Raw genomic sequence first — 12,735 nt, 5'->3', positions numbered from 1 at the left:
TCCCTGTCGGGCCGGCCCCTGTCGGGGGTCAGCCGGCCGCCGGCCCCGCGAACCACTCGACGGTCCGCTTGAGGCCCTCCGCGCAGTCCACGCGGGGCTGCCAGCCGAGTTGCCGGCGGGCGCGGGTGGTGTCGGGCCGGCGGCGGGCCGGGTCGTCGGCGGGCCGGTCGACGAAGCGGACGGTCGAGGAGGAGCCGGTCAGGTCGATGATGCGGCGGGCCAGTTCGAGGACGGTCGTCTCCTGGGCGCCGCCGATGTTGACCGGTCCGGGGTGGTCGCTGGCGGCGAGCGCCAGGAGGCCGTCCACGGTGTCGTCGACGTAGGTGAGCGAGCGGGTCTGGCTGCCGTCGCCGGTCACGGTCAGCGGCTCGCCGTCCAGTGCCTGGCGGATGAAGCTGGGCACCGCCCGGCCGTCGTCGGCGCGCATCCGGGGCCCGTAGGTGTTGAAGATGCGCACGATCGCGGTGTCCGTGCCGTGGGTGCGCCGGTAGGCGGCGGCCAGGGCCTCGGCGTAGCGCTTGGACTCGTCGTAGACGCTGCGCGGGCCGATGGGGTTGACGTTGCCCCAGTACCGCTCGTGCTGGGGGTGTTCGAGGGGGTCGCCGTAGACCTCGGAGGTGGAGGCGAGCAGGAAGCGGGCCCCGTCGCGGCGGGCCCGTTCGAGCGCGGTGCGGGTGCCGTTGCTGCCGGCCTCCAGGGTCTGCAGGGGCAGCCGCAGGTAGTCGGCCGGGGAGGCCGGACAGGCCAGGTGGAGGACGAGGTCCACGGGGGCGGGGACGGCGGCCAGGCTGTCCGGGTCGCACACGTCGGCCCGGACGAGGCGGAAGCGGGGGTGGCCGCCGAGGTGCGCGACGTTGGCGGGCGAGCCGGTGGCCAGGTTGTCGACGCACCACACCTCGGCGCCGTCCTCCAGCAGCCGCTCGCACAGGTGCGATCCGACGAAGCCCGCGCCTCCGGTGACCACCACGCGGTTCCAGTGTCGTTCGTCCATGGTCACCCTCCTTCGCGGGCAGCCGGCCGGCGGTGACGCGGCGTCTCGGCGGTGCGGATGGAGTTGTGCCGCCTTCCCCTGCGGTCCCGGGCGATGCCTCCGGGAACCGCTCCCGCCGGTACGTCGAACGCGACCGGCCGTAACGGCAACGACTCGAACAGCCTCGCACAGGCGAAGCGCTTCCTCCACTCGGAGCACTCGCGGGTGCTCACGGCCGTCCCCGTCACAGCCGCACGGACCGTTTCGGATTGCCCGCCCCGGGCAGGCGGGTGAGCCTGAGGAGGCGGGCGGCACCGCCCGCGCCGCCGTTCCCCCGCCGTCGTCAGAGGAAGGAAGTGCGCGCGTGTCCGCTCCATCGCAGCAGCCCCACCGCGGATCCCCCGCCGGACAGGACGCCAAGGACCAGCAGCTGGCACGCTTCCGTGCCGCCCCCGAGCACGACGCGCTCACCACCGACCAGGGTGTGCGCGTGGACGACACCGACAACGCGCTGCACGCCGGGGAACGCGGGCCGACGCTGCTGGAGGACTTCCACAACCGGGAGAAGATCACCCACTTCGACCACGAGCGCATCCCCGAGCGCGTCGTCCACGCCCGGGGCGCCGGGGCGTACGGCTACTTCGAGCCCTACCTGTCGCTGTCCGAGTTCACCTGCGCGGACTTCCTGGCCGAAGAGGGCCGCAGGACACCGGTGTTCGTGCGGTTCTCCACCGTGCAGGGGCCGCGCGGCTCGGCCGACACAGTGCGCGACGTCCGCGGCTTCGCGACCAAGTTCTACACGCGCGAGGGCAATTACGACCTGGTCGGCAACAACATGCCGGTGTTCTTCATCCAGGACGCCATCAAATTCCCGGACTTCGTGCACGCGGTGAAGATGGAGCCGCAGAACGAGATGCCCACCGGCGCCTCGGCGCACGACACGTTCTGGGACTTCTGCTCGCTCCAGCCCGAGTCCACGCACATGCTGATGTGGCTCATGTCCGACCGGGCCATCCCGCGCAGCTTCCGGATGATGCAGGGCTTCGGCGTGCACACCTTCCGGTTCGTCACCGCCGACGGGCGGGGCACGTTCGTGAAGTTCCACTGGAAGCCGAGGCTGGGCGTCCACTCGCTGGTGTGGGACGAGGCGCAGATCGCGGCCGGGCGCGACCCGGACTTCAACCGCCGGGACCTGTGGGAGTCCATCGAGGCGGGCTCGTATCCCGAGTGGGAGCTGGGCGTCCAACTCGTGCCGGAGGAGGACGAGTTCGCCTTCGACTTCGACCTCCTCGACGCCACGAAGATCATCCCCGAGGAGCAGGTGCCCGTACGGCCCGTCGGCCGGCTGGTCCTCAACCGCAACCCGCAGAACTTCTTCGCCGAGACCGAGCAGGTCGCCTTCCACACCGCCAACGTCGTCCCCGGCATCGACTTCACCAACGACCCGCTGCTCCAGGGCCGCAACTTCTCCTACCTGGACACCCAGCTCATCCGCCTGGGCGGCCCCAACTTCAGCCAGCTCCCCGTCAACCGGCCCCTCGCGGACGTCCACCACAACCACCGCGACGGCTTCGGCCAGCAGGTCATCCACCCCGGCACCAACTACTTCCCCAACTCGCTGGGCGGCGGCTGCCCGGCCCACGCCGGCTCCGGCGGCGGCCCCGGGGTCTTCCGGCACTACGCGCAGCGCGTGGACGGCGAGAAGATCCGGGTGCGCAGCGCCAGTTTCCAGGACCACTACAGCCAGGCCGCGCTGTTCTGGAACAGCATGTCCGACTGGGAGCGGCGGCACATCGTCGAGGCGTTCCGCTTCGAGCTCGGCAAGGTCACCTCGGCCACGGTGCGCGAGCGGATGACCGGCAACCTGGCCCATGTGAACGCCGAGCTGGCCGCGGCGGTCGCCGAGGGCCTGGGGCTGCCCGCCCCGGCGCCCGTCGAGGGCGTCCCGTCGGCCGCCTCGCCCGCGCTGAGCCAGGGGAACCTCACCGGCGAGGGCATCGACACCCGCAAGGTCGCCGTGCTGGCGGCCGACGGGACGGACGCCGGCCCGGTGGCGGCCGTGCGCGACCGGCTCACCGGGCGCGGCGCGATCGTCGAGGTGCTGGCACCGCGCGACGGCACGCTGCACGGCGCCGGGGAGGGACTCCTCGACGCGGACCGGGCGCTGCCCACCATGGCGTCCGTCCTCTACGACGCGGTGCTGGTGCCCGGCAGCGCCGAGGCGGTCGCCACGCTGTCCGCCGACCCGGCGGCCGTGCGGTTCGTCGAGGAGGCCTACCGCCACGGCAAGCCGGTCGCGGCGATCGGCGAGGGCACCCGGCTGCTGACGGCGGCGCGGCTGCCCGAGGAGGTCGTCCTCGGCCCGTCCGCCCCGGACCACGGCGTGCTCATCGCCGACGGGTCCGCCTCGGCCGAGGAGCTCGCCGACGCGCTCGCCGACGCCCTGGCCCGCCACCGCTTCCCGTACCGGCCGGGCCTGCTCAACTGACGGAGGTGCGCGATGGCGAGGACCACGGCGGCGCAGCGCAGGACGGTGGACGCCCTGCTGGAGACCTGTGGCCGGACGTACGCCGAGGAGGCGGGCATCCGGCTCCGCGACACCCCGCAGCCGCTGTACCGGCTGCTGGTCCTCGCCTGTCTGCTGAGCGCCCGCATCCGGGCCTCGGTGGCGGTCGCCACGGCGCGCAGCCTGGCGGACGCCGGGATGAAGAGCCCCCGGGCGATGGCCGGTGCCACGTGGCAGCAGCGGGTGGACGCCCTCGGCGCCGGCGGCTACCGCCGCTACGACGAGCGCACCGCCACCCAGTTGGGCGACGGCGCGGAGCTGCTGCTCGAACGCTACGGCGGGGACGTGCGGCGGCTGCGCGACGCGGCGGACGGCGACGACGCGGACGCGCTGAGCGAGGCGCTCCAGCAGATCCCCGGCATCGGCCCCGCCGGCGCCGGCATCTTCCTGCGCGAGGTCCAGGCGGTCTGGCCCGCCGTGCGCCCCTGCATCGACGGCAAGGCCCTCGACGGCGCCGCCCGCCTCGGCCTGCCCCGGCGCCCGCAGGACCTGGCCCGCCTGGTGGAGGACGACCAGGTAGCCGCCCTGGCGGCCGGTCTGACCCGGGTGGCCCTGGACGCGGAGGCGGCCGAGGAGGTCGGGCGCCGGGCCGCGGAACGCGGCTAGGCCGGACCGCGGCCGCGTCGTTCAGGGTTCGGGGTCGTTCAGGGTTCGGGCGCGCGCCGTCACAACGACCGCAGCGCGGGCAGGAGTTCGTTCTTCGCCCACTTCAGGAAGGGCTCCTGGTGGGCGCCGCCGATCTGGACGAGGGCGATCTCGCCGAAGCCGGCCTCGGCGTACGGGCGCACGGCCGCGACGAAGTCGTCCACGTTCGCGCCGCAGGGGATGCCCGCGGCGACCTGGTCCTTGGTGACGGACGCGCTCGCGGCGGCGAAGGAACGGTCGTCGGGGAGTTCGGCGTTGACCCGCCAGCCGAGCCCGAACCAGCGGAACTGGTCGTGGGCGCGGTCGATCGCCGCGTCGCGGTCGGGGTCGTAGCAGACGGGCAGCTGCCCGACGCGCGGCTTGCCGGCGCCCCCGTTCGCGTCGAAGACGTCGAGGAGGTCCTTGCGCGGCTCGGTGGCGATGGCGAGGTCCGCGAGGCGCCCGGCGAGGCGCCCGGACGCCTTGCCGCCGATGGCGACGCCGATCGGTGGCGCGGGGTCGGGCAGGTCCCACAGCCGGGCGTGGGAGACGGAGAAGTGGCGGCCGTCGTGGTTGACCGTGCGGCCCTCGAGGAGCGCCCGGATGATGCCGACGGCCTCCTCCAGCTTCTCCAGCCGGACGACGGGCGAGGGCCAGCCGCCGCCCACCACGTGCTCGTTGAGGTTCTCGCCGGAGCCGAGGCCGAGGCGGAAGCGGCCCTGGGACAGCAGCTGGACGGTGGCGGCCTGCTGGGCGACGACGGCCGGGTGGTAGCGGGTCGTCGGGCACGTCACGTACGTCATCAGCGGAATGCGGGAGGTGGCCCGCGCGGCCGCGCCCAGGACGGCCCAGGCGTTGGCGGAGTGGCCCTGGGAGGCGAGCCACGGGAAGTAGTGGTCGGAGATCACGGAGAAGTCGAAACCCGCCTCCTCCGCGCCCACCGCGTGCTCCACGAGCTCGAGCGGCCCGGCCTGCTCGGTCATCATCGTGTATCCGATCTGCACCATGCCCGTCCGGGTTCCCGCGGCACCGCGCCGGAAACAGCGCCCCGCCGGAAACAGGCCGTCCTCGAAGCGGCCGGTTCCGTGCCCCCGGGCGGTCGCCGCCCGGGGCCCGCGCCCGTCCGCGGGGACGGTCACGCCGCCACGCGCACCGTCCGCAGGGCGGGGTCCGCCGCGTCGGGCAGGTGCATGCCGGCCGCGACACCGCTGCGCAGGTACTCCAGCACGGGCCCGGTCAGCCGCTCGCCGGGCAGGGCGGCGGGGATGCCGGGCGGGTAGGGGGTGAGCATCTCGGCGGCGACCCGGCCCGCCGCCCGCTCCACGGGGACGTCCTCGACGGGCCCGAAATAGGCGTCGCGCGGCGCGCACACCTGCTCCAGGCGCAGCTCCGCGGGCGACGGCACCTGCACGGCGGGCGCGGGGCGCGGCTCCGCGGCCCGGTCGGCCAGGTCGCGCAGGGCGGCCGTCAGGGCGGCGGCCGTCTTCTCGTCGTCGGCGTGGGTGAGCTGGGCGCTGACGCGCCGGTGGTCGGCGAGGTGCAGGTCGATGCGGTGGTGCTCGCGCAGCCAGTCGGCGGCCCGGTAGCCGGTGGTGCCCAGGGCCGCGAGGTCGACGACGACGGGCAGCGGGTCGAGGTCGGCGGCCAGGCCGGGCCCGGTGTAGTCGGCGCGGCCGTCGACGTGCAGCCCGTCGGCGCGCTCGATGTCCGCGCGGACGGCGCCGGCCAGCTCCAGGGCGCGTCCGAGCAGGTCGTGGCCGTGCAGGACCATCTGCCGGCGCCAGCCGTCGAGGCCGGCGAGGACGGGCACGGAGGGGCTCGTGGTGCCCAGCAGGTCGGCGCGGGACTTCAGCGCGGCCGGGTCCACCAGGTCGCCCCGGAGGTGGAAGACCGAGCCCTGTTCCAGGCCGCTGCCCATCTTGTGGACGCTGGTGACGCACACGTCGGCGCCGGCGTCCATCGCCCAGGCGGGCAGGGCGGGGTGGAAGGGCAGGTGGGCGCCCCACGCCTCGTCCACGATCAGCGGGCGGCCGCGCCGGTGGCAGACGTCGGCGAGGGCGGCCAGGTCGGCGCAGGAGCCGTACGGTGTCGGGCTGGTGACCAGGGCGCCGCGGGCGCGGGGGTGCACGGCGAAGGCCCGCTCGTACGCGGCGGGCGACGGCGGGTGGGCCAGGTGCCGCCCGGCGTCCCAGCACGGGTCCACCCACACCGGGCGGATGCCCGCGAGGATGAGCCCGGCCGCCACGGACTTGTGGGCGTCGCGGCCGATCAGCAGTTCCTCGTCCGGGCCGGCGACGGCGAGCATGGCCGCCTTGACCGACAGGGAGCTGCCGCAGGTGGTGAAGAAGGTGTGCGCGGCGTGGACGGCGTCCGCCATCAGCTCCTCGGCGCGCTCCAGGAACCGGCCCCGCATGCACCGGTCGTCCAGGCCCCCGGAGGCCAGCACGTCGGAGCGGAACACCGCCTCGCCCAGCCCGTCGCGCACCGGCGTGTCCGCGCCGCGGCCCTGCTTGTGGCCGGGCGGGGTGAAGGGCAGCCGCCGGAGGGCGTGGTAGTCGGCGAGGGCCTCCAGGAGCGGGGCGCGGGTGTGGTCCATGGCTCTCCCTCCTGCGCGGCGGGCGCGCGGCGGCCTTTCATGCCGCGTGTGACCCGCCGCGCCGGGCCGAAACCCGCTACGGCTCCCGCCACGGCCGCGTCAGGCGGACGGCGCACTCCAGGGCCAGCGCGTGGACGAACGCCTGGGGCAGGTTGCCGCGCATCTGCCGCTGCTCGACGTCGTACTCCTCGGAGAACAGCCCCGGCGGCCCGCAGGCGGCCCGGTTGCGCTCGAACCAGCGCAGCGCCGCCGTCCCGTCGCCCTGCTGGTGCTCGGCGAGCGCGGTGACGAACCCGCAGAGCAGGAAGGCCCCTTCGGCCTCGGGGAGCGGACGGGCGTCGTGGCGGAAGCGGTAGGCGAAGAAGTCGTCGGACAGCTCGGTGGTGCAGGCGCGCAGCGTGGCGACGGTCCTCGGGTCGCCGGCGGGCACCGCGCCGCGGACCGGGGGCAGGAGCAACGCCCCGTCGGGTCTCGGGTCGTCGGGGGCGCGCTGCCAGCGCCCGGAGGGGTGGACGCACGCGGCGGCGGCCTCGGCCACGAGCAGGTCGGCGAGCCCGCGCCAGTCGGCGCCCCGGCGGCCCGCCGTGCCGCCGGCCGCCATGACCCGCAGGCCGGCGGCGCAGATCAGCCGGCTGTGGGTCCAGCGCCGGGGGGCGAGCTCCCAGATGCCGGAGTCGGGCCGCCGGTGCCGGGCGGCGACGGCGTCGGCGGCGAGGGCGGCCGCGCGCCGTCCGTCCGCGTCGAGCCGGTCCTGGCGGGCCGCGGCGGCGAGCAGCAGCAGCGCCTCGCCGAAGGCGTCGAGCTGGAACTGGCGCCCGACGCGGTTGCCGACCCGGTCGAAGCCGCCGGGATAGCCGGGCAGGTCCAGCTTGCGCTCCTCGGGCACCGGGCGGCCGTCGACGGTGTAGGCGGGGGCGAGGTGCGGCCCGTCCTCGTGCAGCCGGGCGGTGACGAAGCGGACGGCGGCGTCCAGCAGGGGGCCGTCCCCGGCCGCGGCGGCCGCCTGCCCGGCGAAGCACTGGTCGCGGATCCACACGTACCGGTAGTCGTAGTTGCGGCCCTCCTCGGCGCGCTCGGGCAGGCTGGTGGTGGCCGCGGCGACCATGCCGCCGGTCGAGCAGGTCAGCCCGCGCAGCAGGGCGTACCAGTGGCGGGCGTCGCGCGGCGCGAGGGTGCCGGAGAGCGGGGGGACGCGGGCCTGCCACGCCGCCTCGGTGGCCGCCCAGGCGTCCGCCGGGCGCGGGGCCGGGCCGGGCGGCGGGCGGTCGCCGATCTCCAGGACGAGGTCGTGGCGGGTGCCGGGCGCGACCGTGAGGTCCAGGACGAGCCGCCCCTCCCCGGCCCCCTCGGCACGCAGCCCGGCGCAGCCCCTCCAGCGCAGGTACAGGGAGCCGGCGCGCCCGCTCCAGACGTCGGTGTCCTCGCGCGTCAGGTCGCGCAGCGGCTGGGCGCCGAAGCCGGCGCGGGGTTCCAGGACGACGGTCAGGCGGGCGTCGGCCCCGTGGGCGGTGACGCGGCGGAGGACGACGGCGCGGTGCGGGTCGCCGGGGTAGGCCAGGGCCTCGCGGGACTCGATGACGCCGTGCCGGGTGATCCAGCGGTTGCGCCAGATGAGGGTGCCCTCCTCGTACCGGCCGCCCCAGACGTGCGGCTCGCAGGGGGTGACGGCGTAGACGCCCCGTCCGCCGACGAGCCCGGAGAAGACCGCGTCGGAGTCCCAGCGCGGGGCGCACATCCACCCGTGGTCGCCGTGCGGCCCGAGCAGCACTCCGCGCTCGCCGTCGGCCAGCAGCGCGTACTGGCGCAGCGGGTGGGGGGCGAAGCCCTCGAATTCCCCGTCGTCTCCGGTGCCGGTGCCGGGCAAGGCCGCCTCCGGGAGGAAGTGCCGAGCGGTTTCCTTCCGGTCATTGTTCCTTCTTCCGGGGACGGCCGCCCGGCCTGCGGCGAGGTTTGTGCCGGAGGCATCGCGGCTACAGAGGAAAGGCCGCGTTCGGGCGGCGCCCCTCCCGGTGGACCGCAGTCTCGGAGTAGCGATGCCGCAGCTGGACGAACGTCGGTACCGAGCGCCCCTCGATCCCGCCGGAAATCCGCGGGTACGGGCGGGCCGGCGCCTGCACGGCTACGTGACGACGACGGACCACAAGACGATCGGCAACATGTATCTCGTCACGTCCTTCGGGTTCTTCCTGGCGGGCGGGGTCATGGCGATGCTGATGCGGGCGGAACTGGCCCGCCCCGGGCTGCAGATCGTCAGCAACACCCAGTACAACCAGCTCTTCACGCTGCACGGCACCATCATGATGCTGCTGTTCGCGACGCCGACGTTCACCGGTTTCGCCAACGCGGTCATGCCGTTGCAGATCGGCGCGCCCGATGTGGCCTTTCCCCGGCTGAACGCGCTGACCTACTGGCTGTTCCTGTTCGGCGGGCTGGTGGTGCTGTCGGGCGTGGTCGTCCCCGGCGGTCCGGCGGCGTTCGGCTGGTTCGCCTACGCGCCGCTGAACCGGGGCGAGTTCTCGCCGGGCGCGGGCGGTGACCTGTGGGCCATGGGCCTGGTGCTCACCGGCGTGAGCACGACGCTGGGGGCGGTCAACTTCATCGCCACGATCCTGTGCCTGCGGGCGCCGGGGATGACCATGTTCCGCCTGCCGATCTTCACCTGGAACGTGCTGTTCACCTCGATCCTGGTGCTCCTGGCGTTCCCGGTGCTGACCGCCGCGCTGCTCTGCCTGGAGGCGGACCGGAAGTTCGGGGCGCACGTCTACGACCCGGCCAACGGCGGGACGCTGTTGTGGCAGCACCTCTTCTGGTTCTTCGGGCACCCGGAGGTGTACATCGTCGCGCTGCCGTTCTTCGGCGTGGTCTCCGAGATCATCCCGGTGTTCAGCCGGAAGCCCCTCTTCGGCTACATGGGAATGGTGGGCGCCACCATCGCCATCACCATGCTGTCCGCCTCCGTGTGGGCCCACCACATGTTCGCGACGGGGGCCGTGCTGCTGCCGTTCTTCTCCCTCCTGTCGTTTCTGATCGCGGTGCCGACGGGCGTGAAGTTCTTCAACTGGATCGGCACGATGTGGCGGGGCAGTCTCTCCTTCGAGACACCGATGCTCTGGTCGGCCGGATTCCTCGTCACGTTCCTGCTCGGCGGTCTCAGCGGCGTTCTCATCGCGTCGCCGCCGCTGGATTTCCATCTCACCGATTCCTATTTCATCGTGGCCCACCTCCATTACGTGCTGTTCGGCACCATCGTCTTCTCGATGTTCGGGGGCTTCTACTTCTGGTGGCCGAAGATCACCGGCAGGCTGCTGGACGAACGCCTGGGGCGGATCCACTTCTGGACGCTGTTCGTGGGCTTCCAGGGGACGTTCCTGGTCCAGCACTGGCTCGGCGAGATGGGCATGCCCCGGCGGTACGCCGACTACCTCGCCGCCGACGGCTTCACCCTCCTCAACACCGTGTCGTCGGCCGGGGCGTTCCTGCTGGGCCTGTCGACGCTGCCGTTCCTCTACAACGTCTGGCGGACGGCGAAGTACGGCAGCCCCGTAGGCGTCGACGACCCCTGGGGGTACGGCAGATCGCTGGAGTGGGCGACCTCGTGCCCGCCGCCCCGGCACAACTTCGAGGCGATTCCCCGCATCCGCTCGGACTCCCCCGCCTTCGACCTCCACCACCCCGAGGTCCCGTCCGCCCCGCCCTCCCGGCCGGGCGGGGAGCCGGCCCCGGCGCTCAACGCCCCGGAGGAGTCCGGGAGATGAAGGCCGAGGCGTACCTCTTCGCGGGCATGGCCGCGTTCTTCCTGGTCACCGACGCCGTCTACATCTGGCTGGCCCGGGAGCCGGCCGGCGGTGCCGCGCTGACCGTCTCCTTCGGCATGTCGGCGGTCATCTCCTTCTTCTGCGCCGTCAACTACCGCCGCAAGGGCGGCCGTCCCGAGGACCGGCCGCACGGGGAGATCCACGAGCGCTCCGGGCTCATCGACTTCTTCCCGCCGCAGAGCCCGTACCCGGCGCTGACGGCCCTCGGCGCGGCGTTCATGGGCCTCGGCGTCGTCTACGGGCTCTGGCTGTTCCTCGTCGGCTGCGGCCTGGCCGGCGGCGGCATCTTCGGCATGGTCTTCCAGTTCACCGACGTGGAGACGTGAAGCACGGAGACGTGAAGCACGGAGGGGTGAGGTGCTGAAGGTGAACGCGGAGACGTGACCGGCCGCCCCGCCGCCCGCGCCTACGGCTCGTCGCCGCCCGGCAGCGGTGCGGCCCTGCTCCCCGTCGCCTGGAGCAGTTCCTCCGGCTCCGCCGGCACGGGCACCTGGTCGCGGTAGTACCAGGCGCCCAGCGCCGCCCGCAGCCGCCGCAGGCGCGACGCCCCGGGGCCCGGCCGGGCCGGCGGCAGGGGCATCTCCCGTACCAGCACGCGGTGGCGCCGGTCGGCGGACAGCGGCCGGTTCCTCTCGCCGATGCCGCCCCCGGCGTCCTGGCCGACGAGCCCGCTCTCCTCGCCCTCCGCCAGCAGCCGTGCGTCGTGGGCCTGGAGGGCGAGGCAGAACCGCTTGGTGACGAGGAAGGCGACGACCGGCCCCACGACGACCGCCACCCGGAAGACGAGCGTCAGCGTCTCCAGGGAGACCCGGAAGACGAACGCGATGACGTCGTTGCCGCCCGCCGCCAGCAGCACGGCGTAGAAGACGATGACGGCGGCCCCCAGCGCGGTGCGGGTGGGCCGGTCCCGGGGCCGGTCGCACAGGTGGTGCTCCACCAGGTCGCCGGTCACCCACCGCTCGAAGACCGGGTAGAGGACGAGGCCCAGGAAGAGCAGTCCGGGCAGCACCACGGCCGGGAGGAAGACGTTCCACATGATGGTGTGCCCCGCGGCAGCGCTCTCCCACGCGGGCATCAGCCGCAGCGCGCCCTCCAGGAAGCCCATGTACCAGTCGGGCTGGGCGTCCGTCGAGACGTGGTCGGGGCGGTAGGGGCCGAAGTCCCACACCGGGTTGATCTGGGCCAGCCCGCCGAGGAGGACGAGGACGCCGGACACCAGCAGGCACAGCCCGGCCGAACGGGCCGCGAACTGGGGGAACATGGGGTTCCCCGCCACGTTGCGGTTGGTCCTCCCCCGCGCCGCCCACTGCGTGTGCTTGAGGTACACGACCATCAGCAGGTGCGCCCCGATCAGCGCCAGCAGCACACCGGGGACGAACAGCACGTGGACGACGTACAGCCGCGGGATGATCAAGTGGCCCGGGAACGGGCCGTTCCACAGGGCGAAGCCCAGGTACGTGCCGACGACCGGGATCGACGTCACGATGGTGTTCGCCGTCCGCATCCCCGTCCCCGACAGCAGGTCGTCCGGCAGCGAGTAGCCGCAGAACCCCTCCAGCAGGCCGAGCAGGAACAGCGTCGCCCCGATCATCCAGTTCAGCTCGCGCGGCCTGCGGAAGGCCCCGGTGAAGAACACCCGGAACATGTGCACGCCCAGCGCGGCGACGAACACCAGGGCCGCCCAGTGGTGCGTCTGCCGGATCAGCAGGCCGCCGCGCACCTCGAAGCTGATCCGCAGGACGGACGCGTACGCGTCGGTGACCGGCAGCCCGCGCAGCGGCCCGTACGCGCCGGCGTAGCGCTGCTCCGTCATGCCCGGCTCGAAGAACAGCGTCAGGTAGCCACCGGTCAGCACCAGGACCAGGACGCTGTACAGGGCGATCTCGCCCAGCAGGAACGACCAGTGGTCGGGGAACGCCTTCCTCAGCAGGGCGCGTCCCGCCTCGGAGACCGGGGCGCGGCGGTCCGCCACCGCGTACCCGGTGACACCGGCCTGCCGGATCCGGGCCCTCAGCCGTGCCGTCGGGCCGGCACACAGCATCCGCATCCGCCCGCGCTCCTCTCCGCCGCCGTGGCCGTCACTGCGCTGTACCCGCCCGCCCGGCGGGCTACCGTCCGGTTGCTCCGAGCGGCGCAGGCGGGGGTGGCCGACGGCCCCCGCCGG

At 74.0% G+C, this 12,735-nt stretch carries 9 protein-coding genes; 4 read left to right on the top strand and 5 right to left on the bottom strand.

From position 1 onward, the window contains the following. Positions 1-28: 28 nt before the first annotated feature. On the bottom strand, positions 29-991 hold the full coding sequence (locus AC230_RS05875; protein WP_049714808.1) for a UDP-glucuronic acid decarboxylase family protein: 963 nt from the start codon (positions 989-991) through the stop codon (positions 29-31). A 343-nt stretch (positions 992-1,334) separates the two neighbouring features. Between AC230_RS05875 and AC230_RS05870 the strand changes: the two genes are divergently transcribed. Further along, positions 1,335-3,458 (top strand): catalase, encoded by a 2,124-nt coding sequence (locus AC230_RS05870; RefSeq protein ID WP_198535421.1) that lies wholly within the window; start codon positions 1,335-1,337, stop codon positions 3,456-3,458. 12 nt (positions 3,459-3,470) lie between these two features. Next, complete coding sequence (locus AC230_RS05865) at positions 3,471-4,142, top strand: HhH-GDP family DNA glycosylase (RefSeq protein WP_049714807.1); 672 nt, start codon at positions 3,471-3,473, stop codon at positions 4,140-4,142. Between the two features lie 59 nt (positions 4,143-4,201). On the opposite strand, the gene AC230_RS05860 is transcribed toward AC230_RS05865, so the two are convergent. The 3 genes from AC230_RS05860 to AC230_RS05850 form a co-directional block, all read right to left on the bottom strand. Further along, the gene (locus tag AC230_RS05860) at positions 4,202-5,167 is read right to left on the bottom strand and encodes a TIGR03557 family F420-dependent LLM class oxidoreductase (RefSeq protein ID WP_049715070.1); all 966 of its coding nucleotides are present in this window, start codon (positions 5,165-5,167) and stop codon (positions 4,202-4,204) included. Between the two features lie 128 nt (positions 5,168-5,295). Further along, positions 5,296-6,756 carry an aminotransferase class I/II-fold pyridoxal phosphate-dependent enzyme gene (locus AC230_RS05855; protein ID WP_049714806.1) on the bottom strand — a complete coding sequence of 487 codons (1,461 nt, stop codon included), beginning with the start codon at positions 6,754-6,756 and terminating at the stop codon, positions 5,296-5,298. Between the two features lie 76 nt (positions 6,757-6,832). Beyond that, positions 6,833-8,620, bottom strand: coding sequence for a glycoside hydrolase family 15 protein (locus AC230_RS05850; RefSeq protein WP_049714805.1), 1,788 nt, complete (start codon positions 8,618-8,620; stop codon positions 6,833-6,835). A gap of 169 nt (positions 8,621-8,789) precedes the next feature. On the opposite strand from AC230_RS05850, the gene ctaD reads away from it, so the two are divergent. Together ctaD and ctaF are read left to right on the top strand one after the other, a co-directional pair. Next, on the top strand, positions 8,790-10,511 hold the full coding sequence (gene ctaD / locus AC230_RS05845) for an aa3-type cytochrome oxidase subunit I (protein ID WP_078870970.1): 1,722 nt from the start codon (positions 8,790-8,792) through the stop codon (positions 10,509-10,511). Beyond that, complete coding sequence (ctaF, locus tag AC230_RS05840) at positions 10,508-10,897, top strand: aa3-type cytochrome oxidase subunit IV (RefSeq protein ID WP_049714804.1); 390 nt, start codon at positions 10,508-10,510, stop codon at positions 10,895-10,897. The genes ctaD and ctaF overlap by 4 nt, the downstream gene beginning before the upstream one ends. An 80-nt stretch (positions 10,898-10,977) precedes the next feature. On the opposite strand, the gene qcrB is transcribed toward ctaF, so the two are convergent. Beyond that, entirely contained in the window at positions 10,978-12,612 is a 1,635-nt protein-coding gene (gene qcrB / locus AC230_RS05835; protein WP_107082074.1) for a cytochrome bc1 complex cytochrome b subunit, read from the bottom strand. Positions 12,613-12,735 lie beyond the last annotated feature (123 nt).

Origin of the sequence: Streptomyces caatingaensis, assembly GCF_001187435.1 — a bacterium.
Classification (GTDB): domain Bacteria; phylum Actinomycetota; class Actinomycetes; order Streptomycetales; family Streptomycetaceae; genus Streptomyces; species Streptomyces caatingaensis.
The sequence above is the reverse complement of the archived record's forward strand: the minus strand, read 5'-3'. Positions and strand labels throughout refer to the sequence as shown.